Genomic DNA, 22,832 nt, shown 5'->3' on the forward strand with positions numbered 1-22,832 from the left:
GCCACTGACCCCCGCAGCCGAGAGCAGTAGCCGAGACAGCAGCCGAGACAGGCCCGGGACACCACCCCGGGCCTTTTCTTTTATTAACCATGCGTGAAGAAATGCCCTACCCACCGGTCGCCATAGGATCTTCATCTTACCTTCATCTCGGCAGTGGCATCTGAAGGCCGCGGCCCTAAATTGGGTTTCTGATCCGATTTCAGGGTCGCACCGAGACTTCAAGGACAGGCCGGCCAGAGCCGATACAAGGAAGTGGCAAGCACCGATGGCGATCACCCGCGTTCCGACCACCCCGTTTTCCGATCAGCGCCCCGGCACGTCGGGCCTGCGCAAGAAGGTGAAGATTTTCCAGCAGCCTCGTTATGTGGAGAATTTCATCCAGGCGATCTTCGACAACGTGGAAGGCGCGAAGGGTTCGACCCTGGTGATCGGCGGCGACGGACGCTTCTTCAACGAGGAGGTGGTTCAGACCGCGCTCAAGATGGCGACGGCCAACGGCTTCGGACGCGTCCTCGTCGGACAAAAAGGCTTGTTGTCCACGCCAGCCGTCTCCTGCGTGATCCGCAAACACAAGGCCATCGGCGGTCTCGTGCTCTCGGCCAGCCACAACCCCGGTGGGCCCGACGGCGACTTCGGCATCAAGTTCAACATGTCCCATGGCGGACCGGCACCGGAATCCTTCACCGAGGCGGTGTTCAAGCGCGCCAGCGCGATGACCGAGTACAAGATCGTCGAGAATCCTGATGTCGATCTCACGCGCATCGGTGGAACGAAGATCGGCGACACCATCGTCGAGGTGATTGATCCGGTGGCCGATTACGTGGAGTTGATGGAGAAGCTCATCGACTTCAACGCCATATCGCAGCTCTTCCGCTCCGGCTTCCGCATGCGCTTCGACGCATTGAACGCCATCACCGGTCCCTATGCCAGAGCCATTCTGGAAAGCCGCCTCGGCGCGCCGGCCGGCACAGTGGTCAACGGCGAGCCGAAGCCCGATTTCGGCGGCCATCATCCTGATCCGAATCCTGTCCATGCCCATGACCTGATGGAGCTGATGATGGGCCGGGACGCACCCGATTTCGGCGCAGCCTCCGATGGTGACGGCGACCGCAACATGATCGTGGCGCGCAGGCTCTTCGTGACGCCGAGCGACAGCCTTGCGATCCTCACGAGCCACGCCCATCTCGCGCCGGGCTATGCGAAGGGTCTTTCGGGCGTCGCGCGCTCCATGCCGACGAGCCGCGCCGCCGATCGCGTGGCGAAAAAGCTCGGCATCAACTTCTTCGAGACGCCCACCGGCTGGAAGTTCTTCGCCAATCTCCTCGATGCAGGACTGATTACGATCTGCGGCGAGGAGAGCGCCGGCACGGGATCCAACCATATCCGCGAGAAGGATGGGCTCTGGGCCGTGCTGCTGTGGCTCAACATCCTGGCCGTGACGAAGAAGCCGGCGGATCAGATCGTGCGCGAGCACTGGGCGACGTATGGCCGCGACTACTACACCCGCCACGATTACGAGGAGCTCGAGACCGCACCGGCGAACGAGCTGATGGACAATCTGCGCGCCAGGCTTGCGACCCTTCCCGGTCAGCGCTTCGGCGAGCTGACGGTGCAGGAATGCGACGACTTCGCCTACACTGATCCGGTCGACGGCTCCGTGACCCCGAAGCAGGGCATCCGCATCCTGTTCAAGGAAGATGCGCGCGCCGTCTTCCGGCTGTCGGGCACCGGCACGTCCGGCGCGACGTTGCGCGTCTATCTCGAACGCTTCGAGCCGAACGCTGAGCGCCACAATCTGCCGACAGCCGAGGTGCTCGCTCCCGTGATTGAAGCCGCTAACGCGATCGCGGAAATAGAGCCGCGTACCGGCCGTGACGAGCCGAGCGTCATCACCTGATACTTCTCATGAGCTTTGGGCGATCAATAGGTCGCCCAAAGCCCTGGCGTTGCCAGTTCCAGCACGTGTCCGTCCGGATCGTGGAAATAGACGCTCGTGCCGCCGCGCGACCAGGTAACCTTGCTGGCAATCGGAATGTCGCGTGCGCGCAGTCTCTCCTCCCAGGCGACAAGTTCTTCACCTGAGATGGCGAAGCCAATATGAAGCGGCCCCTGCCCGTCATGACCGGGAATAGTCCCGCCGGGTGTCGTCATGTCCTGGGCTGACGCTCCACGCAGGAAAAGAAGCAGCACGCTTCTCCCGCCGACATCGAAGGCGCACATGCGCTGGTTCTCGAACAGGAGCGGCAATCCGAGATCGCCCTCATAGAAAGCTCGCGCTCGTGTCAGGTCGTCCACGTAGAGGGCAGTTTCGAGAACGGAGTTCAGCTGAGGCATCGGCAGCTCGCGAAGCAATGTTGCATCAATTTTGATCAGCCCTATTTTAAGGCGCGCCGGCTTCCCCTTACAGAGCCAGCTTTTTCATAGGCGAAAAAATGGGCAGTTTTGCTGACCTTTTAATCTTGCGAACTTAATGAGCAGCTCCTAGTTATTGCAGTGCAGCACGGCGATTGGCGTTGCCCTGCTGCTGCCCTTCTTGGGCGTTTCCTCCCTAAACTTCGGGCCGCTGTCACCAGCGGCCTTTTTTCTTGGGTTCAGAACGGGTTGAGGCCGGAGGTCTCACCTCAGGAACCTCGAGGAACCTCGCGCACTCCCCGTGGTTTCCCATCAAGAGAGTCCGGGAGAGTTTCGATGTCCACCCGTTCAGACGACCCAAATCACAGAGACATTCCGCGCACGCACACCATCAAGCCGATGGACGCGCCGCCCATGAATGCGGGCTCGACCTCGGCGCAGCTGAAGGGCGACATCGACAGCGGGCGCACGGGTGACAAGAACGAGGTGTTCGACCCAGCGCTTTCCCCTCTCGGCACGGATGACGAGGCCGCCGGTGTTTCACCGAGCTCAGATCAGGTCGATCTCGCGCGCCATCAGGAAAGCGTGGCCCGCTGGCAAAATGGCAATGATAGGGACAGCTACGCCCACCAGCACTCGCGCAAGGCACTTTATGCCTATGTCGGCTTTATCGCCCTCGTTCTCGTGCTCTTTGCCGGCGCCTTCTCGATGTTCTGAGGCGACGCGACACTGTCGCGGATGATCAGTTCGGTTTCCAGGCGAATGCGCTTGGGCGACGGACGGCCCTGCAGGAGATCGATGAGGACCGCGGCCGCCATCTGCCCCAACTCCCGCCGCGGCTGATGGATCGTGGTCAATGCAGGTTCAGCCACGGCCGCGAACTCGATGTCGTCAAAACCAGCCACGGATATATCTTCCGGAACCTTCAGCCCTGCGGACAGCAGCGTGCGCATCAAACCGATCGCCATCTCGTCGCTGGTGCAGAAAACGGCTGTCGGGCGCGTCGAACGCGCCACAAGATCCTGACCAGCCTTCACACCGGATTCGATGGTGTAATCGCCTGGAAGAACGAGCGCGGGATCGAAAGGAAGGCCCGCTGCCTTCAAGCCATCCCTGTATCCAAGGAAGCGCTCTTTCTCGAGGACATTGCCGGCGGGGCCGCTGAGATAGGCGATCCTCCGGTGGCCCGACGATGCGAGATGCTGGGTCATGCGGTTTGCCGCGGCGCGGTTGTCGATCTCGATCTGGGGAATGTCGGCTGAGGGAATAGCTTCGCAGAGTGCCACGAGCGGAATGCCGATCTTGGCGGGCATTCCCTCTCCCTCCCGGGTCTGCCCGAAGAGATGACCGTTGAGGAGAATCGCGCCATCGACACGCCCCGCGGCGGTGAAGGCTGCGAAATGCGCTTCCTTCTCGGGCGAGCCGTCGAGATCGCTGATGATCATGCCGTAGCCCGCCTCGAACAGCCTCTCCTCGATGCCGCGCAGGATCTTGGAGAAGAACGTGTTCGACAGGTCCGGCAGGACGACGAGCACCATGTAGGTCTTTTGGGAGCGGAGCGACCGTGCGGCGGGATTGGGCACGTAGCCGGTCTTGGCGATAGCCTCCAGCACGCGGGCGCGCGCCTCCGGCGATACCCGCTCCGGCGTGGCCAGCGCCCGGCTCACCGTGGCCGTCGAGACATCGGCGAGCTTGGCCACATCCTGGATGCGCACCGCGCGGTGGCTTGCAGCGCCGTCCTCTTCCTGTCTGTCTGAGACCCCGCTCTCGTCCATGAGACTCCCCTACCTTGGTTCTGTTTGACAGAACCTTCCGTTTCGGTAAAGTTCTGATGTAATCGTTTACATGGTGGCATTGCCAAAGAATGGCATGCTCCTAGTTCGATAAGACAAGTCCCGCCAGAGGACCACGCGAGAAATCGGAGGAAACGAATGCCAGCACGCACCTTATTCGGCTGATCGCCACTCCTTAAGAATTGCCTGAACCACCGCTGTCGCGACCGCGTCAGCGAACGGTGTCGCTTACCCGGAGCCGCGCATGGATTCCGTTCTTCGCGCAGAGAACATCTCGAAATCCTTCGGACCGATCGAGGTCCTGAGCGGCATTTCGCTCGATCTGCGGCCTGGCGAAATTCATGCAGTCATCGGCGAGAACGGCGCGGGCAAGTCGACCCTCATGCGCATTCTCTCCGGGCATCTCGCCCCCACGAAGGGCAATCTCTATCTCAACGAACAACCGATCACCTTCGCTGGACCGACGGATGCGGAAAGCCATGGCATCGTTCTGGTGCACCAGGAGATCCTGCTCGCCGAGGATCTGACGGTTGCGCAGAACCTATTTCTCGGCCGTGAGATCAAGCGCTTCGGCTTCGTGGACGACAGGACGATGCGTGAGCGCACGCGCGGCATCCTGGCGGAACTCGGCACGAGGATCGATCCGGATCACGAGGTGCGCCGCCTCTCGATTGCCGACCGTCAGCTGGTGCAGATCGCGCGTGCTCTTCTAGTGCCGCACAAGGTCGTGGCCTTCGACGAGCCGACCGCCGTTCTCACGCCGATCGAAGCCGAAAGCCTCTTCGCCATCATCCGCAGGCTGCGCGAGCACGGCGTGGCGGTACTCTATATCTCCCATCGCCTCAACGAGGTAAAGGCCATCGCCGACCGGGTGACGGTTTTGCGCGATGGGCGCCATATCGCAACGCGCGACATCGAAGGTCTCGAACCCCTCGGTATGGCTCGCCTCATGGTCGGGCGCGACATGTCCAAGCTCTATCCCGACAAGCCGGCCACCGCGTCCGATCAGGTCATTCTGTCGGTCCGGGACATGGCCGTGCCCGGCTATGTGGAAAACGCCTCCTTCACCTTGAAGCACGGTGAGATCCTCGGCTTCGGCGGGCTGATCGGCGCCGGCCGTACGGAGCTTTTTGAAGGCCTCGTCGGTCTGCGTCCGAGCCTGGGTCAGATCACTCTCCGTGGCGAGACCGTGCATTTCCGCGATGCGCGCGAGGCCATGGCGGCGGGGATCGTCTATCTCTCCGAGGATCGCAAAGGCAAAGGCCTGCTGCTGCAGCAGAACTTGAGAATCAACCTGTCCCTCGCGGCCCTCGACAAGTTCACCCGCGGCTCGCTCATCGATGTCGGTGCAGAAGAGAAGGCGCTCGACGGCGCGATCAAGGATTTCGACATTCGCACCAGAAGCCGGGACCTCCTGGCGGGCCAGCTCTCCGGCGGCAACCAGCAGAAGCTCCTGCTCGCCAAGATGATGCTGCTTCAGCCGCGCATCATCATCATCGACGAACCCACACGAGGCGTCGATATCGGCACCAAGGAACAGATCTACCGTTTCATCGCGGGGCTCGCCGAGAACGGCCTTTCCGTCATCGTCATTTCATCGGAGATGCAGGAACTCATCGGCCTCTGCCACCGTGTGATCGTGATGCGCAACGGGCGCGTCGCGGGCGAGGTCGCGCAAGCCGATCTCTCCGAGGATTCCATCGTTTATCTCGCCACTGGCGTTCATGAAGAAAGGGCGGCGGAAATCGCCGCAGGCCACGCATGACCGAAACCGTGCTTCGCACCGGCGCCGAGAAGCGCAGACTCAAGATCGACATGCGGGCGCTTTCGCCCTTCATTGCCCTTGTCGTGCTGGCGATTGCGGGGGCGCTCATCAATCCCGACTTCCTGACCGCATCGAATATTCTCAACGTCGTCACGCGCTCGGCCTTCATCGCCATCATTGCAGTCGGCGCCACCTTCGTGATTGCCGCCGGCGGCCTCGATCTCTCGGTCGGCTCCATGGCGGCCCTCACGGCGGGCGTCATGATCCTGACCCTGAACTCGCTTGGCGGCGCCGATGTCGGCACGCTTGCCATCGGCATGCTGGCGGCCATTGGCTTGAGCGCTGCGTGCGGCCTCGCCAACGGACTCATCGTCACGTTTGGACGCATCGAGCCCTTCATCGTCACGCTCGGCACCATGGGCATCTTCCGCTCGCTCGTGGTGTGGCTGGCTGCGGGCGGCACCATCACGATGCGCAATTTCGAGCTGCGCGAGCTCTATCGCCCGGTCTATTTCGGCAGCATCTTCGGCATCCCCGTGCCGATCATCGCCTTCCTGGTCGTCGCCGCCATCGGCGCCTTGATCCTCTACCGCACCTCCTTCGGGCGGCATGTGGTGGCGCTGGGCTCCAATGAGGATGTGGCGCGCTATTCCGGCGTGCCGATCTGGCGCGTGCGCACCCTCGCCTACATCATTCAGGGCATCTGCGTCGGCATCGCCGTGCTGGTCTATGTGCCGCGCCTCGGCTCCGCCACGCCGACAACCGGCCTGCTGTGGGAATTGCAGGCGATCACCGCCGTCGTCATCGGCGGCACGGCACTCAAAGGCGGCGTCGGCCGCGTCTGGGGCACCGTCGTCGGTGCGGTGATCCTCGAACTCGTCGCCAACATCATGGTGCTGTCGAACTTCGTCTCCGAGTTCCTCGTGGGTGCGGTTCAAGGTGCCATCATCATTATCGCCATGCTCGTACAGCGGTCAGTCCACCGCGGGCGATGAACCGGGGTGAAGTCCACCGGACAAAAAGGACGAAGGGCTTGAAACCAAACCCCTCAGGGAGGAACAGATGAAAACAACGCTTCTGAAAATCGCAGTCGCAGCCGGTCTCATGACCGGGGTCGCGACAGGAGCGATGGCACAGCAGAAGAACGTGACGATCGCCGTCTCGATTCCGGCCGCCACCCATGGCTGGACCGGCGGCGTGGTCTATCACGCGCAGGAAACCGCCAAGCAGCTCGAGAAGGGCTATCCAGGTCTCAAAGTGATCGTGAAGACGTCGCCCGATGGCGCAGCCCAGGCGAACGCCCTTGACGATCTGATGGCTCAGAAAGTCGACGCTCTCGTCGTCCTGCCCTTCAACTCGGACGAACTGACGAATCCGGTCCGCGAAGTGAAGAAGCGCGGCACGCTTGTGACGGTTGTCGACCGTGGCCTGAAGGACGCATCGATCCAGGACATCTATGTCGCCGGCAACAACCCTGAATTCGGCCGCGTGGCGGGCAAGTATTTCGTCGACAACCTGAAGCAGGGCAACGTCGTCGTATTCCGCGGCATTCCCACCGTGATCGACGAGGAGCGCGTGTCCAACTTCGAGAAGGCCCTCGAAGGCTCGGGCGTGAAGGTGATCGACAAGCAATACGCCAACTGGAACCGCGACGACGCCTTCAAGGTGATGCAGGACTTCCTCTCCAAGCATCCGAAGATCGACGCCGTGTGGGCCTCCGACGACGACATGGCGCTCGGCGTCATGGAAGCGATCCGTCAGGCTAAGCGCGAGGACATCAAGTTCGTTCTCGGCGGCGCCGGCATGAAGGACATGATCAAGAAGGTGATGGACGGCGACAAGATGATTCCGGCCGACGTGTCCTATCCGCCGTCGATGATCTCCACCGCCATGGGTGTCACGGCTGCGCATTTCTACACCAACGCGCCCATGCGCGGCACCTACGTGCTCAACGCTCAGCTGATCACGAAGGACAATGCCAAGGAGCACTACTTCCCCGACTCGCCGTTCTAAGCGGCTCAACGCCCTCGCCCCTCTGCATCGGGGGGCGAGGCAACGGCAAGCTGCACGCCCACGCACGCGTCTGCAGCTTTCCCTTGCCTGTTTCGATTGTCACAGCCGCCACCTTGGGAGTTCACCCATGAAGACCATGAAGGGCCCGGGCCTCTTCCTCGCCCAGTTCGCAGGTGATGAAGCGCCGTTCAACTCGCTCGATTCCATCTGCCGCTGGGCCGCCTCCCTCGGCTACAAAGGCGTTCAGATCCCCACCTGGGATGCGCGCCTTTTCGACCTGAAGAAGGCTGCCGAGTCGGAAGCCTATTGCGACGAAATCCAGGGCGTCGTCCGCTCTCACGGCTTGGAGATCACGGAACTCTCCACACATCTGCAAGGCCAGCTCGTTGCCGTGCATCCGGCCTATGACGAAGCCTTCGACGGCTTTGCGGCACCGGAGGTTCGCGGCAACCCGAAGGTGCGGCAGGCCTGGGCGGTCGAGCAGATGCTGATGGCAGCAAAAGCCTCGAAGCGCCTGGGCCTCAAAGCGAGCGTCACCTTCCCCGGAGCGCTCGCCTGGCCCTTCATGTACCCTTGGCCGCAGCGTCCGGCCGGTCTCATCGAGACGGCATTCGAAGAGCTTGGCCGCCGCTGGAAGCCCATTCTCGACGCCTATGAAGATGCGGATTGCGACGTGGCTTACGAAATTCATCCCGGCGAGGACATCCACGACGGCGCAACCTTCGAACGCTTCGTCGATGCTGTGGGCGGGCACAAGCGCGCCTGCATCAACTACGACCCGAGCCATTTTCTGCTGCAGCAGCTCGACTATATCTCGTTCATCGATCTCTATCATGAGCGCATCAAGGCGTTTCACGCGAAAGACGCCGAGTTCAACCCTTCCGGACGCGTCGGCGTCTATGGCGGGTATGAAAGCTGGATCAACCGCGCGGGCCGCTTCCGTTCGCTGGGGGATGGACAGGTGGATTTCAATGCCATCTTCTCCAAGCTCGCGCAGTACGATTACGAGTCCTGGGCCGTGCTGGAGTGGGAATGCGCTTTGAAGCATCCGGAGGACGGTGCGCGGGAAGGTGCGGAATTCATCAAGGCCCACATTATCCGCGTGACGGAGAAAGCCTTCGACGATTTCGCGGCTGGCGGAACGGACGAAGCGGCCAATCGCCGTCTGCTTGGCATCAGCGCTTGAGGGAGGTGACGCCATGACCATTGCAGGATCGCGCGATCAAAAGCTCAACCGCCGCCTTCGCCTCGGCATGGTCGGCGGCGGACGTGGCGCCTTCATCGGCGCGGTGCACCGCATCGCCGCCCGTCTCGACGACCGATGGGAGTTGTCGGCCGGTGCGCTCTCCTCGGATCCAGAGCGGGCGCGCCTTTCGGGCGAGGATCTGCTTCTGCCATCCGATCGCATCTATGGCAGTTTCGAGGAAATGGCGCAGCGGGAGGCGGCGCGGGAGGACGGGATCGATGCGGTTGCCATCGTCACGCCGAACCATGCGCATGCTTCCGCAGCCGAAGCTTTTCTGAAAGCCGGTATCCACGTGATCTGCGACAAGCCTCTCACCACGACGCGTGAGGAGGCTGAACGGCTTGCGGAACTCGCGAAAGAGTCGGGCCTGATCTTTGCCGTCACCCACAACTATACGGGCTACCCGCTGGTGCGGCAGGCCCGTGCCATGGTGGCGGAAGGAGCGCTCGGCGCCATCCGCGTCGTGCAGGTGGAATATGCGCAGGACTGGCTTGCGACGCGGCTTGAAGAGACCGGCAGCAAGCAGGCCGAGTGGCGCACCGATCCCTCCCGCTCAGGCCCTGCGGGAGCGGTGGGTGATATCGGCACGCATGCGTTCAATCTCGCCGAGTTCATTGTCGGCGATGAGGTCGCTTCGCTCTCTGCCGAACTGCACACCTTCGTGGAAGGAAGGAGGCTCGACGACAACGCCCATATGATGCTGCGCTTTGCTTCAGGTGCGAAAGGCATGCTCTGGTGCAGTCAGGTGGCGGCGGGCCTGGAGAACGGCCTTCGCATTCGCGTCTATGGCGCGGAGGCGGGTCTCGAGTGGCACCAGGAAAATCCGAACGTGCTGCTCTTCTCGCCTCTCGGTGAGCCACCCCGCATCATCCGTCGCAACGGCTATGGCGCCAGCGAGGTGTCGCGAGCCGCCTCGCGCATTCCGGGCGGACATCCCGAAGGATATCTGGAGGGTTTCGCGCAGCTTTATACGGATGTGGCGGAGCAGATCGGCGCGCGGATCGAGGGCCGTGAGCCCAATCCCTTCTCGCTGCAGGTACCGACCGTCGAGCACGGCGTGCGCGGCGTGCGCTTCATCGAGGCGGCGGTCCGATCGTCGCAGGAAAGGGCGGCCTGGGTGGATATTTAAGCCTTACCCATGCCCGCAATCCCGCCGCAGCCGGCGGGACTGCGGGTGTGCCCGGCAGGAAGATGGACCCTCGTAAGGGCGGGTTGTTGTCTCCTGCCTTGAAATCAGTCCCGTAATCATGACGTATAGGATCGACCAAACCTTCTTTGGAAAACCGATCCCGTCATGGCCGCGAACCATCACCACCATGCCCTTGAGGAGCTGAACGACACGCAAAAGCGCGTTCACCGGATCCTGACCGCTGCTCAGAATCCCCTTTCGGCCTATGAGGTGCTGGACAAGATGCGCGCCAAGGGTGCGGTCACGCCGCCGACGGTCTATCGCTCCCTCGACAAGCTTATCGAGAAGGGCTTGGCCCACCGGCTTGAGAGCCTCAATGCCTATGTGGCCTGCAAGCACCCCCATCACCACGAGATGGCGGCCTTTGCCATCTGCGAGAGCTGTGGCCTTGTCACGGAATTCAGCGATCCGAACATCAATGAACGCCTCTCGCAATGGAGTGAGGATCACTCGTTCTGTTCCAAGAAAGTTACCGTAGAGATCCGCGGCCTCTGCGAAGCCTGTTCAAAGTAACATTATTCGTTGGAACTTGCTACCGGATCTATGTTATTATAGATCGTAACATGCTTCTTTGAACGACTTGTCTGCCAAATCGCCAGCTTCCGCAAAGGAATATGCAGAATTGCAAGAGGTTATTGCAACGATAGCACATTGTCCGCCAGACGCTTGCCCTATATGAATATGTAGGTTTTGAAATAACAGGAGCGTCGCCCATGAGCACCCGTGCCCTCAGGAAAGAAGAAGAAGAAAACCTCCTTCGCCGTGCAGACGATCTGTGCCGTCAGAACAATCTTCGGCTGACGCCGATCCGTGAGCGGGTTTACCGCGAGCTGGTTCAGAGCGGCGGCCCCGTGGGAGCCTACGATCTCGTAGACCGTCTCAGCAGCGACAAGAAGCGCCTGGCTCCGGTCACGATCTACCGTGCTCTCGACTTCTTGCGCGATGCGGGCCTCGTTCACCGCCTCGCCACGCAGAACTCCTACGTGGTCTCCCATGGTCAGCCTGAAGTGAACGCCATGAAGATCATGTTCGTGGATTCCAAGACGGGCGAGACCATCGAGGTCCACTCCACGGAAGTGGCCGAAGCCGTTCGCAAGGCGGCCGAGCAGGCCGGCTTCAAGTCGATCTCGCCCTTCATGGAAGTTGAAGGCGAACTGGCCCGCTAGAGCATCGGACCCAAAAGTGGAATGCACTTTTGAGTCCAATGCTCCCTTGTTTAACTGCGCATCGTTGAAAGCGGAAAACCGGGTTCAACTTTTCGCTGACGTGGCCCTTCGGGTCACTGGCGCGAACCTTCGGTTCCGCAGGATGCGCCAAGGCCTGTTTCACTGAATACGAGAAAGGCGAAGGCCCTGGTCGCCTCCGCCTTTTCTCTTTGGGCGGCATCATGAAAAAGGTGGGGCAAAGCTGCCCGACCTTTTCTTTCTACTCCGCTGCCAGAGCCTGATGGTGAGCGCGTGTCTCGCTCGCCCTCCCGCTCCGCACGGTTTCCCTGGATATGTAGGTGTAGAACATCGGCACCACGAAAAGTGTGAAGATCGTGCCGATGGACATACCGGCTGCAATCACGAGACCCATGGAGAAGCGGGCCGCCGCACCCGCGCCGCTGGCATAAAGCAGCGGAGCGACGCCAAGCACCATGGCGGCCGTGGTCATGAGAATCGGGCGCAGACGGACGCGGGCGGCTTCCTGAATCGCCTCACGTTTGCTGACGCCATGCTTCGCCTTCAGATCGTTGGCGAATTCCACCATCAGGATGCCGTGCTTGGTGATCAGGCCCACCAGGGTGATCAAGCCCACCTGGGTGTAGATGTTGAGCGTCGCCAGACCGAGATTCAGGAAGATCATGGCGCCGAATACGGAGAGCGGAACCGACATCATGATGATGAACGGATCACGGAAGCTCTCGAACTGCGCCGCCAGCACCAGATAGATCACGATGATGGCGAGACCGAAGGCGAGCAGAATCGAGCTACCTTCCTGCACCTCGAGACGGGACTGGCCGGCATAATCCTCATAGAAGCCCTGAGGCATGACCTCCTGCGCGATGGAGCGCAGGGTGGCCAGACCTTCGGATGTGGTCACGCCGGGCAGAGGCAGCGCCGAGATGGTCGCGGCATTGAGCTGATTGAACTGCTCGATGGATGCCGGCGCGGCGTCCGTCGTGATGCTTACCAGAGCGGAGAGCGGCACCATGGAGCCGTCGGACGCCCGCACATAGTACTGGCCCAGCAATTCGGGGTTCAGACGATCAGACTGACGAACCTGGCTCACCACGTCGTAGCTGCGATTGTCTCGATCGAACTTGGAGATCGGAGCGCCGCCGACGAGCGCGCCGAGCGTGGTGCCGATCTCGCTCACCGGCACGCCAAGGGCCGCCGCGCGGTCGCGATCGACCGTGATGCGCGCACGAGGCGTCTCGTAAGAAATCGAGTTCTGCACGACGATGAACTTGCCGGACTTCTGCGCGCGCTGACGCACCTGCTCGGCAACCTCGTAGGCCTGCGACGGATCGCCGATGGTGCGCAGCACGTACTGGATCGGCAGGCCGCCGCCTGCGCCCGGGAGAGACGGAGGTGCGAAGACGAAGGCCTGGACACCGCCGTTCTGATCCAGAAGATTCTGGATCTCCTGCTTGGTCTGCGCTCCCTTCTTCGCGCGCTCGTCCCACGGCTTCAGCTTGAAGCCCACGAAGCCGCCGCCGCCGCCATCGATGCCGACGATGAGGAAGCTCGCGTCGATCTCAGGAATCTTCTCGGCAGCCCCCGTGAACTGCTTCGAAAATTCCTGCGTGTAATCCGCGGTCGCGTATTTCGGCGCGTTGACGAGACCGAGATAGGCGCCCTGATCCTCTTCCGGCGCGAGTTCCGAGGGGGTCTTCGAGAACAGGAAGCCTGTCGTCGCAAGCAGCACCAGCACGATGATAAGCGTGACCCAGCGATAATCCAGCGAGCCCTTCAGGCGACGCCCATACCAGTTCTCGAGTCGCGTGAACGTACGGTCGACGAAGCTCGCGAACCGGCTCTGTGCCGCGTGAGGCTTCAGGAGCTTCGAGGACATCATGGGCGAGAGCGTCACCGCGATGATGCCCGAGATGATCACCGAGCCGGCCAGCGTGAAGGCGAACTCGCGGAAGAGCGAACCCGTCAGGCCTTGCGTGAAGCCGATGGGCGCATACACCGCCGCCAGCGTGATCGTCATGGACACGATGGGAAGGAAGATTTCCTTCATGCCTACGATGGCCGCATCGACGGGTTTGAGTCCTTCCTCGATGTGACGGTGGATGTTCTCCAGCACCACGATGGCGTCGTCGACCACGAGACCGATGGCGAGCACCATCGCCAGCAGGGTCAAGAGGTTGATCGAGTAGCCCAGCGCAAAGAGGAAGAAGCACACGCCGACGAGCGAGAGCGGGATCGTGACGATCGGGATCAGCACCGATCGGAAGGAGCCTAAGAACAGCAGAATCACGATCACGACGATGAGCGCAGCTTCGCCGATGGTCTTGAACACCTCTTCGATGGAGGCCGAGATGAAGTCTGACGCATCGTAGACGATCTGCACCGTCATGCCTTTGGGCAGGGTCGGACGGATGCTTTCGATCTCCTTGGTCACTTGATCGGCAACCGTAAGCGGGTTGGCAGACGGTGTCGGCGTGACGCCGATGAAGGTGCCTTCCTTGCCGTTGAAGCTCACCTTCACATCGGTGCTTTCCGGACCGAGCTCCACATCGGCCACGTCGCGCAGACGCACGACCTGATCGCCATTCGAGCGGATCGGCAGCGCGCCGAAAGTCTCGGGCGTCTGCAACGTGGTCTGCATCTGCAGCGAATAGGCCACGTATTCGTTCTGGGTCTTGCCGGGTGCAGCGAGGAAGTTGTTGGCGCCGATGGCCTGCACCACGTCGCCCGCGGTCACACCGCGTGCAGCGAGGCGTACGGGATCGATCCAGACGCGCATGGCGAAGTCGCGCCCGCCCAGGATTTCGGCGTTGCCGACGCCTTCGAGCGTGGCAAAGCGCGGCTGCACCACGCGGGTGAGGAATTCCGACACCTGTTCGGGATTCATCTCCGTGCTTGCGAAGGTGATGTACATGAGGGCGAAGGTCTGGCCTGTGCCCTTCACGATCACCGGATCCTCAGCCTCGGAAGGAAGCTGCGCGCGCACCTGCTGCACCTTGGCGGTGACTTCGGTGAGCGCCGCGTTCGGGTCCGTGTTCAGGCGCATGCGCACGGACACCGTGCTCACGCCGAGGCGGCTCTGCGTGGTGACGTAATCGACACCTTCAGCGCTCGATACCGACTTGGCGATGGGCGTGCTGATGAAACCCTGGATCAGGTCGGCGCTCGCGCCCGTATAGGCCGTGGTGATCGTGATCGTGGTTTCCTCGACCTCAGGATACTGACGCACCTGAAGGCTCATCAGACCCTGCGCACCGAGCAACAGGATCAGGAGGCTCACCACCATCGACAAAACGGGGCGGCGTATGAAAAGTTCTGTGAAACTCATGGCGTTTTTGCCTATTGCCCGTTTGCGAGCTTGGTCGCGTCGAGCTTCGTCACGTCAATGGTGTTGTCGATCTTCACCGTCGAGCCGGCCTGCAGCTTGTTCTGCCCCGAAGCCACGACCTGCTGACCGGGCGTGATGCCGGAGAGGATCTCGAGCGTGCCCCCGCGGCGGCGGCCGGTTTTCACGAAAACCTGTTTGACCACCTGAACCTGGTTGCCGGCCCGTTCTTCCTGCTCGATCGTGTAGACGTAGTCGCCGTAGAGGCTGGTGATAACCGCCGTCTGTGGCACCGTAATGACGTTGGGCTGCTCCGGCAGGATCACTTCGACGTGGAGGAACTGCCCCGGCAGGATGGCCCTGTTCTTGTTGTCCTCGATGAGAGCCTGCACTGAGACGAGGCGCGTCTTCGGATCGACGCGCGGATCCTTACCTGTCACGCGCCCCTTGTAGGGAAGATCTGCCTCGCTCACGCCCACTCGCACGTCCTGGCCGAGCTTGACGTCGTCCGCCAGCTGTTCAGGAACCGTGAAGTCGACCTTCATGGAATCGAGATCCTGGAAGCTTGCAATCACCGATCCAGGTTGGAGATATTGTCCGACATCGACCCGCGGAATGCCGATCACACCCGAGAAGGGCGCCTTCAGGGCCTTCTGCTCAAGGGTGGCTTCCAAGCGCGCAAGGCGCGAACGCGCCGCAGCAAGCACGGCGCTCGCCTGATCGAAATTGGCTTCGGTGCCGAAGCCGCGCGACGACAGCGTCTTGGCGCGTTCGAAGGCGCTCTCGGCCGTCTTCACAGCCGCCTGAACGTCCTGAATGTCCGCGCGCTCGACGGTATCGTCGAGTTGGACGAGAACATCGCCCTCGCGGACGTTCTGGTTGGCCTTGAACTTGATTTCCTTGACGATGCCAGCCGTCTCGAAGGCAAGCTCGACGCCGTTCGCCGCCTTGGCGGTGCCGATAGCAGCAATGCTCGGCGTCCAGCTCCTAGCCTCCACCTTGGCAGCCGATACCGTTTGCGCCGGGGGCTTCATGTTGGCAAAGAACTGAGTGATCATCTTGTCCCGGAAGATGTTGAACCCGATCAGCCCGGCACAGAGCAAGATCGCGAAAAGGAAGACGAGACTGACTACGATGCGCCGTTTCATGGGCTTTTTCCGAGAGTTAGGACCCGCAAGGCGGGCTACAGACTTGTAAGATGAAGGTGCGGCATTAGCGCAACTTACTATTGACGCGAATGCCGTGGCATCATTTATATACCGACTGGACGGTTTAGTTGCAAGAGTTGCCAATGTTGGGAAATGTCCGAGGCCGCAAGAGTTCCCGCGAGAAGATTCTCGACGCGGCCGCGGAACTTGTTGCCGAGATCGGCGCCGGTCGCCTGACCCTCGATGCCGTGGCCGAGCGGGCCGGGCTCAGCAAGGGCGGGCTTCTCTATAATTTCCCCAGCAAGGATGCGCTGCTGCAGGCCATGATCCAGCGCATGATCGACCAAGTATCGGATGCCAAGGAAAGCCTGCGCGCTCAGATGGCGCCCGGCCCTAACCTGGAAGCGCGTCTTGTCGCAACCACTCTTCTCAATATGTGCTGCGGCGGCAAGATGCAGGAGGTCGCCACAGGGCTCATGGTAGCCTCAGCGGAAAACCCGCGCCTGCTCGATCCTGTCCGTGGAGTTATTTCTGCAACATTGGAACAGGTGAAGGCGAATTCCGATGATCTGGATGCCGCGCTTCTGGGTTGGCTGGCAGTGGAGGGACTGAGCAATCTCGAGATGCACAATCTCAGCCCCTTCTCGGATCAGGACCGCGAGCGGATCGTGCAGGCGATCAATCGCCTGCTCACGAAGGGCATCGCGAAATAGGCCCTTAAGCTTTAAGCCATCCAGGATGGATCGTTCAGCACTTCATCCGTATGCTCGCCGAGACGCGGCGAGGGACGCGCGGCCGCCATCGGCTCTCCGTTCATGACGATGGGCGAACGCACGGACGGAATCGCGCCGCCTTTCGCAACGGGTGAAGGCAGATCGATCTTCATGCCGCGCGCGACCACCTGAGGATCAGCGAACACATCCGCAACCGTGTTGATCGGACCAGCCGGCACGCCCTGCTTTTCGAGGGCAGACAGCAAAGCCTCGCGCGTTGATTTAAGCGTAAGCTCGGTGAGGAGCGGCACGAGTTCGGCGCGATGCCGCACGCGGCCCGCATTCGTGGAGAAGCGCTCGTCCTGCGCGAGCTCGGGGTTCCCGAGAACGGCCACGAAGCGGGAAAACTGACCATCGTTGCCCACGGCCACGATCACGTGACCATCAGCCACCGGGAACACCTGATAAGGCACGATGTTGGGATGCGCATTGCCCATGCGCCGGGGAGACTTGCCGGAGGCGAGATAGTTCATCGCCTGATTGGCGAGCACGCTCGTCTGCACGTCGAGCAACGCCATGTCGAGATGCGCACACTCCCCCGTCTGATCGCGACGGCGAAGGGCCGCGAGAATGCCGACCACCGAATAGACGCCGGTGAAGATATCGACGTAAGCGACGCCGATCTTCTGCGGCTCTCCTTGAGGATCGCCGGTAAGATCCATGATGCCCCCCAAGCCCTGGATCATGAAGTCGTAGCCCGCACGCGACGCATAAGGCCCGTTCTGTCCGAAGCCCGTGATCGAGCAATAGACGAGGCGTGGATTGACGGCTTTCAGACTCTCGTAATCGAGACCGTACTTCTTTAGCCCGCCAACCTTGAAGTTCTCGATCACGACATCCGCATGAGCCGCGAGCTTGCGTACCAGCGCCTGTCCCTCGGCACTTTCGAAGTCGACAGCGATCGAACGCTTGCCGCGATTGCAGGAATGGAAATACGCTGCCGACAGATCGCCGCCATCGGCCGCCTCGACAAAGGGGGGGCCCCAGCCGCGCGTGTCATCGCCCGCACCCGGCCGCTCCACCTTCACCACATCTGCGCCGAGGTCGGCGAGGAGCTGTCCCACCCAGGGACCAGCGAGAATGCGGGCGAGTTCGAGGACTTTGAGACCTGCAAGCGGTTTCATGAAAATCAATCCATCACGGCATCGAGGCCGCGCTTCAATCCAACGAAAGACGAGACGCGGCGGGCCGCCAGAAGCGTACCGGCAACGTAAGGCGCAGCCGATGAGCCTGCATCGTGACGGATCACGAGCCGCTCATTGTCGGCACCGAACACGGCCTCGCATGAAAGCACGAAGGAAGGCATGCGCAGCGAATGAACCTGCACCGGCTCCCTTGCGCCGAGAGCACCACCACGCGTTTCGCGCACACCGGTGAGTTCGTTCACCGGCTTTGAGGTCGCAGACTGGCGCACTTCGCTCAAGAGTTCCGCCAACTCGCGCGCCGTGCCCGAAGGCGTATCGGGCTTCTTCGCCGAAGCGTAGTCGATGACCTCCATATCGGGCACGTAGCGCGCAGCTTCGAGAGCAAAGCGGCGCAGCAACGTCGCGGTGATGGAGAAGTTGCCGGCCGCAAGAACGCCCCGCCCGGCCTTGAGCGCATGCCCATCGATCTCCGCATAATCTTCTGCGGAGAGACCCGACGTGCCGATCACCACATGATGGCCCTGCGCCAGCGCCGTCAAAGCGTGCGCCTTCACGGCGCCGGGCTTGGTGTAGTCGATCACCACGTCGGACGGCGCTTTCAAGGCCTCTTCGAGCGTTGCGCTGATCGCAACGCCAAGGCGGGGAAGACCGGCAGCTTCGCCGGCGTCTTGGCCCGCAGCGCTGCGGCTGACCGCGCCTGCGAGCTCCAGATCGTCCGAGGCCGCAATCGCAGCCACCAGTGCCTTGCCGACCCAGCCCGTCGATCCTGCCAGGGTGACCCGAAGAGGCATCGCCCTTTCCTTTCTGAGAAGAATGCCTGCTCTTAGAAGAACGCCTGCAGACCCGTCTGCGCGCGGCCCAGGATGAGAGCGTGCACGTCATGCGTGCCTTCATAGGTGTTTACGGTCTCCAGGTTCTGCGCGTGACGCATCACATGGTATTCTTCCTGGATGCCGTTGCCGCCGTGCATGTCGCGGGCCATACGCGCGATATCGAGCGCCTTGCCGCAATTGTTGCGCTTCACGAGCGAGATCATCTCGGGAGCCATGCGGCCCTCGTCGAACAGACGGCCGACGCGCAGCGAGGCGTGAAGGCCGAGGGTGATCTCGGTCATCATGTCGGCAAGCTTCTTCTGCACGAGCTGGGTCGCTGCGAGCGGCTTGTTGAACTGCTTGCGGTCGAGCGTGTACTGGCGGGCGCGGTGCCAGCAATCTTCCGCCGCACCCATCGCGCCCCAGGAGATGCCGTAGCGTGCGCGATTGAGGCAGCCGAACGGCCCCTTCAGGCCCGACACGTTCGGCAGCAGCGCATCCTCGCCCACCTCGACGCCGTCCATGACGATCTCGCCCGTGATGGAGGCGCGCAAGCTGAGCTTACCGCCGATCTTTGGCGCAGAGAGGCCCTTCATGCCCTTCTCCAGCACGAAGCCACGGATCTCGTTGTCGTGGGCTTGCGACTTTGCCCACACCACGAACACGTCCGCGATCGGGGAGTTCGAGATCCACATCTTCGAACCCTTCAGGCGATAACCGCCGTCGATCTTCTCGGCGCGAGTCTTCATGCCGCCAGGATCGGAACCCGCATCCGGCTCGGTGAGGCCGAAGCAGCCCACGAACTCGCCCGAGGCGAGCTTGGGCAGGTACTTCCGGCGCTGCTCCTCGGAGCCATAGGCATAGATCGGGTACATCACGAGGGAGGACTGCACGCTCATCATCGAGCGGTAGCCGGAATCGACGCGCTCCACCTCACGGGCGACGAGACCGTAGGCGACATAAGACGCGCCGGCGCAGCCGTATTCCTCAGGGAGGGTCACACCCAAAAGGCCGAGTTCGCCCATCTCGTTAAAGATCTCGCGATCCGTACGCTCTTCCCGGTAGGCCTCGATCACGCGCGGCAGGAGCTTTCCCTGGGCATAGGCGCGCGCCGTGTCACGGATCATGCGCTCGTCGTCGGTGAGCAGCTCATCGAGGAGCAACGGGTCTTCCCACTTGAGCTTTGCGATTTCCTGATGTGCACCTGCCATGATGAGCATTCCTCTTGTGAGCCGACGCGGAAGGCTGTTCCGGAGCGCCGGGTAAACCTCTTGAATTTTGCCGGAAAATCGCGCTGGACAGGCCCGATGTAAAGCGACATCTTCGCAGCAGGTTATTCGGAATTGGAATGAACTAGTGCTCCGTCGCGGCTTCCTGCCCAATATCGGCAATCTTCTCGCCTTCGAGGCCACGGCCCGGCATGGCAGCGTCTCGCGCGCCGCCGAAGAGCTGAACCTGACCCAAAGCGCCGTCTCCCGGCAGATCCAGCAGCTGGAGGATTCGCTCGGCGTTTCCCTCTTCAGCCGCTCCCGTCAGCGGGTGGTGCTGACCGATGTGGGACGTCTTTATGCCTCCCAGGTACGCGGCACGCTGACTGAACTCTCGGACGCCACCCATCAGGCCATTGCGCTCTCAGGCACAAAGGGTGTTCTGAACCTCGCGACGCTTCCGACCTTCGGCACCCGCTGGCTCATTCCGCGCATTCCGCATTTTCTTAGCCTTCACCCGGACGCGACGGTGAATTTCGGCGTACGCCTCGTGCCCTTCGATTTCGCCACCGAGCCTTTCGATGCCGCCATCCACTTCGGCGAGCCGCATTGGCCTGGCGCGATCTGCGAGTTGCTTCGACGGGAGGAGGCCGTGCCCGTCTGCAGCCCGGCCTATCGGGAGCACGAGAAGATTCGGTCTCCTCAGGATCTCGCCCGCGCGACGCTGTTGCAGCAGAGCACCCGGCCGACCGCCTGGGCCGAGTGGTTTGCGAGCGTGACCGTGGAAGCGGGCAATTCGATCCGTGGTCCGCGGTTCGAGCAATTCGCCATGGTAGCGCAAGCCGCGGCCGCAGGACTCGGCGTCGGGCTCATTCCGAACTTCCTGATTGCAGACGAGCTTGCCTCAGGGCGCCTCGAGGTTCTTTTCCCTCAAAGCATCCTGAGCGTCGGCGCCTATTATCTCGTCTATCCCGAACACAAGGCGGAAGCGCCTCTGGTGCGTTCCTTCCGCGATTGGATTCTTGAAGAAAGTCATCAGGGATAGGCGCGCTTCGGCTTCAAGGTGCGCATGCTTAAGATAAAGGCGGCCCAGCCACAGAACACGATGGCCCCCGCCATGGACAGCGACGTTCCGTTGTAGAGCGCGCTCGTGAGCGCAATCATCACCGCACCCGTGCTGAGCTGCAGCGTGCCCATGAGCGCCGATGCGGTTCCGGCAATCGGTCCATGCTCTTCCAAAGCCAGAACCGCTGTCGAGGGGATGACATAGCCGAGGCAGCCGAAGGAAAGGAACAAAAGGCCCCAGAGGACATAGGCATTGTCGATGCCGGCCAGTGTCAGAATGAACAGCAGGCTCACCAGAGCGACGAAGCCGGAAATGGCCGTGCGCACCAAACGCTCGGCACCGAACCGGCGCATGAGAATGCTGTTGAACTGCGCGCTGCCGATGAAGGCGATCGCGTTCGAGGCAAAGATCATGCTGTAGTGCGAAGGCGAAAGACCGTAATGCTCAATGAAAATCACGGACGAGCCGGCAAGATACGCAAAGAAGCTCGCCTGGCTGAAGCCGCCTGTGAAAGCGATGCCTAGGAAGCGGCGGTCTTTCAAAAGAGTCTTGTAAGTGGAGAACGCTTGGCCGATGCCTCGTTGCCCTGCACTCTCGGGTCGCGTCTCCGGCAGCAGAAAAAAGAGCACGGCCATGCCGGCCAGACCGATCGCCGCGATGGCCCAGAAGATGTAGCGCCAGCTGTAGAACGCCGTCAGCGTGCTGCCGGCGAGCGGAGCGAGGATCGGCGATACGCTGAAAACCAGCATCGTGGTCGCCATCAGGCGAGCGGCTTCGTGACCGGTATGCAAGTCGCGAATGATCGCCCGTGGAATCACCATGGCGGCGCAGGAGCCGACGCCCTGCAGGAAGCGAAAGGCGATGAGCATTTCGACGTTCGGCGCGAAGCTGCAGCCGATGCTGCCGAGGACGAAGAGCCCCAAGCCCGCATAGAGGGGCGGCTTGCGGCCGAAACGGTCGGAGAGCGGCCCATAGGCCAGCTGGCAGACGGCGACCGCCAGGAAGAAGCTCATCAGGCTCATCTGCACGGCGCTGACATCGACTTGAAGCTCGCGGGCAATGGCCGGGAAGGCAGGCAGATACATGTCGATGGCGAAGGGTCCGATAGCGGACAGCATTCCGAGGACGAGCGCATTGCGCAGAAAGGCGGATCGCATGGCAAAGGCTTTCGTGGCCTAAAGCTTACGGGAAGCTGGATTGAGAAAACGGCCCGGCAAAAAGGGCATCAACTCGGGCAAACAACGTCTCGAGGGCGTGCCCGGGTCGATGGTCGAAGGCCACGCGGCGAAGGACACGATCTTGCTTTTATGTCCCAGGCGCCACCCGTCAAGCGGGCCCATCCAAGTTTCGTGGGACAATGTTCCACCAATTGGACGATTACTTACCCTTCGTTAGCTATGTTTGGCCATGTCTGGTTAAAGATTCACCGGATGCGCAAGCCCATCCCGGCGGCCAGGCCGGCCGTTCGAGCATCGAACCCAAAAGTGGACTTGCACTGTTGGGATCGATCCGATGCTCAGTCTGTAGAGGTGCGCATCGTTGGTTGCGACGCGAAGGGCCGCGCTAGCGAAAAACCGGGTCCACTTTTCCGCACGATGCGCTAGCAAAAGACAACCGCCTCAGCCGAGGCCCTCGCGGTGGTTGAGCGGCTGGTGCGCAACTCGAACGAACCGGGTCTCGTGCTGATCCTCGCCTGGTACAACTGCCACCACGGCATCCCGCGCGGGCTCTTGAGCTGGAAGCCGGGTGACGAGCCTCCCGCTTATGGCCTCGCCCTCTCCTGACCAGGGCTCCCCCTTGCTCCCAGGCCGAAGCT

19 protein-coding genes and 2 pseudogenes are annotated in these 22,832 nt (G+C 61.8%); 13 read left to right on the plus strand and 8 right to left on the minus strand.

What is annotated here, in order from left to right:
- The first annotated feature begins 265 nt into the window (after nucleotides 1-265).
- Nucleotides 266-1,897 carry an alpha-D-glucose phosphate-specific phosphoglucomutase gene (locus tag AA309_RS00345; protein ID WP_047186997.1) on the plus strand — a complete coding sequence of 544 codons (1,632 nt, stop codon included), beginning with the start codon at nucleotides 266-268 and terminating at the stop codon, nucleotides 1,895-1,897.
- 23 nt (nucleotides 1,898-1,920) lie between these two features.
- On the opposite strand, the gene AA309_RS00350 is transcribed toward AA309_RS00345, so the two are convergent.
- Nucleotides 1,921-2,334, minus strand: a complete 414-nt coding sequence (locus tag AA309_RS00350) for a VOC family protein (protein WP_047187075.1) — start codon at nucleotides 2,332-2,334, stop codon at nucleotides 1,921-1,923.
- A gap of 354 nt (nucleotides 2,335-2,688) precedes the next feature.
- Here AA309_RS00350 and AA309_RS00355 point away from each other — a divergent pair, with 354 nt between their 5' ends.
- Complete coding sequence (locus AA309_RS00355) at nucleotides 2,689-3,069, plus strand: hypothetical protein (RefSeq protein WP_047186998.1); 381 nt, start codon at nucleotides 2,689-2,691, stop codon at nucleotides 3,067-3,069.
- On the opposite strand, the gene AA309_RS00360 is transcribed toward AA309_RS00355, so the two are convergent.
- Complete coding sequence (locus AA309_RS00360) at nucleotides 3,009-4,127, minus strand: LacI family DNA-binding transcriptional regulator (protein WP_052954409.1); 1,119 nt, start codon at nucleotides 4,125-4,127, stop codon at nucleotides 3,009-3,011. The genes AA309_RS00355 and AA309_RS00360 overlap by 61 nt on opposite strands.
- 331 nt (nucleotides 4,128-4,458) lie before the next feature.
- Here AA309_RS00360 and AA309_RS37530 point away from each other — a divergent pair.
- From AA309_RS37530 to AA309_RS00395, 8 genes and pseudogenes are all read left to right on the plus strand, one after another.
- Nucleotides 4,459-4,884 (plus strand): annotated as a pseudogene (locus tag AA309_RS37530) (ATP-binding cassette domain-containing protein); the annotation flags it as partial.
- Between the two features lie 324 nt (nucleotides 4,885-5,208).
- Nucleotides 5,209-5,910: pseudogene (locus AA309_RS37535) on the plus strand (ATP-binding cassette domain-containing protein); the annotation flags it as partial.
- Nucleotides 5,907-6,905 carry an ABC transporter permease gene (locus AA309_RS00370; RefSeq protein ID WP_047187000.1) on the plus strand — a complete coding sequence of 333 codons (999 nt, stop codon included), beginning with the start codon at nucleotides 5,907-5,909 and terminating at the stop codon, nucleotides 6,903-6,905. The pseudogene AA309_RS37535 and the gene AA309_RS00370, both read left to right, overlap by 4 nt.
- Before the next feature lie 67 nt (nucleotides 6,906-6,972).
- Entirely contained in the window at nucleotides 6,973-7,923 is a 951-nt protein-coding gene (locus AA309_RS00375) for a substrate-binding domain-containing protein (RefSeq protein ID WP_047187001.1), read from the plus strand.
- A 127-nt stretch (nucleotides 7,924-8,050) separates the two neighbouring features.
- Nucleotides 8,051-9,109, plus strand: coding sequence for a sugar phosphate isomerase/epimerase family protein (locus AA309_RS00380; RefSeq protein WP_047187002.1), 1,059 nt, complete (start codon nucleotides 8,051-8,053; stop codon nucleotides 9,107-9,109).
- Between the two features lie 13 nt (nucleotides 9,110-9,122).
- Nucleotides 9,123-10,298, plus strand: a complete 1,176-nt coding sequence (locus AA309_RS00385; RefSeq protein WP_047187003.1) for a Gfo/Idh/MocA family protein — start codon at nucleotides 9,123-9,125, stop codon at nucleotides 10,296-10,298.
- Between the two features lie 165 nt (nucleotides 10,299-10,463).
- Nucleotides 10,464-10,871 (plus strand): Fur family transcriptional regulator, encoded by a 408-nt coding sequence (locus AA309_RS00390; RefSeq protein ID WP_047187004.1) that lies wholly within the window; start codon nucleotides 10,464-10,466, stop codon nucleotides 10,869-10,871.
- A 200-nt stretch (nucleotides 10,872-11,071) separates the two neighbouring features.
- Nucleotides 11,072-11,524, plus strand: a complete 453-nt coding sequence (locus tag AA309_RS00395) for a Fur family transcriptional regulator (protein ID WP_047187005.1) — start codon at nucleotides 11,072-11,074, stop codon at nucleotides 11,522-11,524.
- 259 nt (nucleotides 11,525-11,783) lie between these two features.
- Here the strand turns inward: AA309_RS00395 and AA309_RS00400 are convergent, their stop codons facing one another.
- Nucleotides 11,784-14,867 carry an efflux RND transporter permease subunit gene (locus AA309_RS00400; RefSeq protein ID WP_047187006.1) on the minus strand — a complete coding sequence of 1,028 codons (3,084 nt, stop codon included), beginning with the start codon at nucleotides 14,865-14,867 and terminating at the stop codon, nucleotides 11,784-11,786.
- 11 nt (nucleotides 14,868-14,878) lie between these two features.
- Entirely contained in the window at nucleotides 14,879-16,012 is a 1,134-nt protein-coding gene (locus AA309_RS00405; protein ID WP_047187007.1) for an efflux RND transporter periplasmic adaptor subunit, read from the minus strand.
- A gap of 143 nt (nucleotides 16,013-16,155) precedes the next feature.
- Here AA309_RS00405 and AA309_RS00410 point away from each other — a divergent pair, with 143 nt between their 5' ends.
- Entirely contained in the window at nucleotides 16,156-16,725 is a 570-nt protein-coding gene (locus AA309_RS00410; RefSeq protein WP_047187008.1) for a TetR/AcrR family transcriptional regulator, read from the plus strand.
- 11 nt (nucleotides 16,726-16,736) lie between these two features.
- On the opposite strand, the gene AA309_RS00415 is transcribed toward AA309_RS00410, so the two are convergent.
- From AA309_RS00415 to AA309_RS00425, 3 genes are read right to left on the minus strand one after another with little or no spacing between them, the layout of a single operon-like run.
- Nucleotides 16,737-17,909, minus strand: a complete 1,173-nt coding sequence (locus tag AA309_RS00415; protein ID WP_047187077.1) for a CaiB/BaiF CoA transferase family protein — start codon at nucleotides 17,907-17,909, stop codon at nucleotides 16,737-16,739.
- Between the two features lie 5 nt (nucleotides 17,910-17,914).
- The gene (dapB, locus tag AA309_RS00420) at nucleotides 17,915-18,721 is read right to left on the minus strand and encodes a 4-hydroxy-tetrahydrodipicolinate reductase (protein WP_047187009.1); all 807 of its coding nucleotides are present in this window, start codon (nucleotides 18,719-18,721) and stop codon (nucleotides 17,915-17,917) included.
- Between the two features lie 32 nt (nucleotides 18,722-18,753).
- On the minus strand, nucleotides 18,754-19,953 hold the full coding sequence (locus tag AA309_RS00425) for an acyl-CoA dehydrogenase (protein ID WP_200901912.1): 1,200 nt from the start codon (nucleotides 19,951-19,953) through the stop codon (nucleotides 18,754-18,756).
- Between the two features lie 145 nt (nucleotides 19,954-20,098).
- On the opposite strand from AA309_RS00425, the gene AA309_RS00430 reads away from it, so the two are divergent.
- A complete protein-coding gene (locus AA309_RS00430) occupies nucleotides 20,099-20,995 on the plus strand; it encodes a LysR family transcriptional regulator (RefSeq protein WP_047187011.1) in 897 nt (298 codons plus the stop codon).
- On the opposite strand, the gene AA309_RS00435 is transcribed toward AA309_RS00430, so the two are convergent.
- Complete coding sequence (locus AA309_RS00435; protein WP_047187012.1) at nucleotides 20,986-22,173, minus strand: multidrug effflux MFS transporter; 1,188 nt, start codon at nucleotides 22,171-22,173, stop codon at nucleotides 20,986-20,988. The two genes, AA309_RS00430 and AA309_RS00435, sit on opposite strands and share 10 nt — an antisense overlap.
- Before the next feature lie 480 nt (nucleotides 22,174-22,653).
- Between AA309_RS00435 and AA309_RS35005 the strand changes: the two genes are divergently transcribed.
- A complete protein-coding gene (locus tag AA309_RS35005; RefSeq protein ID WP_160310376.1) occupies nucleotides 22,654-22,800 on the plus strand; it encodes a hypothetical protein in 147 nt (48 codons plus the stop codon).
- Nucleotides 22,801-22,832: the final 32 nt, after the last annotated feature.

The sequence above is a fragment of the Microvirga vignae genome, from assembly GCF_001017175.1.
In the GTDB taxonomy this organism is placed as follows: Bacteria; Pseudomonadota; Alphaproteobacteria; order Rhizobiales; family Beijerinckiaceae; genus Microvirga; species Microvirga vignae.

Excerpts from the sequence above, each read along its gene's own strand:
- AA309_RS00350 (WP_047187075.1), bottom strand. The coding sequence starts at position 2,334 with ATGCCTCAGCTGAACTCCGTTCTCGAAACTGCCCTCTACGTGGACGAC.
- AA309_RS00355 (WP_047186998.1), top strand. The coding sequence starts at position 2,689 with ATGTCCACCCGTTCAGACGACCCAAATCACAGAGACATTCCGCGCACG.
- AA309_RS00390 (WP_047187004.1), top strand. The coding sequence starts at position 10,464 with ATGGCCGCGAACCATCACCACCATGCCCTTGAGGAGCTGAACGACACG.
- AA309_RS00405 (WP_047187007.1), bottom strand. The coding sequence starts at position 16,012 with ATGAAACGGCGCATCGTAGTCAGTCTCGTCTTCCTTTTCGCGATCTTG.
- AA309_RS00360 (WP_052954409.1), bottom strand. The coding sequence starts at position 4,127 with ATGGACGAGAGCGGGGTCTCAGACAGACAGGAAGAGGACGGCGCTGCA.
- AA309_RS00395 (WP_047187005.1), top strand. The coding sequence starts at position 11,072 with ATGAGCACCCGTGCCCTCAGGAAAGAAGAAGAAGAAAACCTCCTTCGC.
- AA309_RS00425 (WP_200901912.1), bottom strand. The coding sequence starts at position 19,953 with ATGGCAGGTGCACATCAGGAAATCGCAAAGCTCAAGTGGGAAGACCCG.
- AA309_RS00370 (WP_047187000.1), top strand. The coding sequence starts at position 5,907 with ATGACCGAAACCGTGCTTCGCACCGGCGCCGAGAAGCGCAGACTCAAG.
- dapB (WP_047187009.1), bottom strand. The coding sequence starts at position 18,721 with ATGCCTCTTCGGGTCACCCTGGCAGGATCGACGGGCTGGGTCGGCAAG.
- AA309_RS00435 (WP_047187012.1), bottom strand. The coding sequence starts at position 22,173 with ATGCGATCCGCCTTTCTGCGCAATGCGCTCGTCCTCGGAATGCTGTCC.
- AA309_RS00385 (WP_047187003.1), top strand. The coding sequence starts at position 9,123 with ATGACCATTGCAGGATCGCGCGATCAAAAGCTCAACCGCCGCCTTCGC.
- AA309_RS00415 (WP_047187077.1), bottom strand. The coding sequence starts at position 17,909 with ATGAAACCGCTTGCAGGTCTCAAAGTCCTCGAACTCGCCCGCATTCTC.
- AA309_RS00380 (WP_047187002.1), top strand. The coding sequence starts at position 8,051 with ATGAAGACCATGAAGGGCCCGGGCCTCTTCCTCGCCCAGTTCGCAGGT.
- AA309_RS00345 (WP_047186997.1), top strand. The coding sequence starts at position 266 with ATGGCGATCACCCGCGTTCCGACCACCCCGTTTTCCGATCAGCGCCCC.
- AA309_RS00410 (WP_047187008.1), top strand. The coding sequence starts at position 16,156 with ATGTTGGGAAATGTCCGAGGCCGCAAGAGTTCCCGCGAGAAGATTCTC.
- AA309_RS00375 (WP_047187001.1), top strand. The coding sequence starts at position 6,973 with ATGAAAACAACGCTTCTGAAAATCGCAGTCGCAGCCGGTCTCATGACC.
- AA309_RS00400 (WP_047187006.1), bottom strand. The coding sequence starts at position 14,867 with ATGAGTTTCACAGAACTTTTCATACGCCGCCCCGTTTTGTCGATGGTG.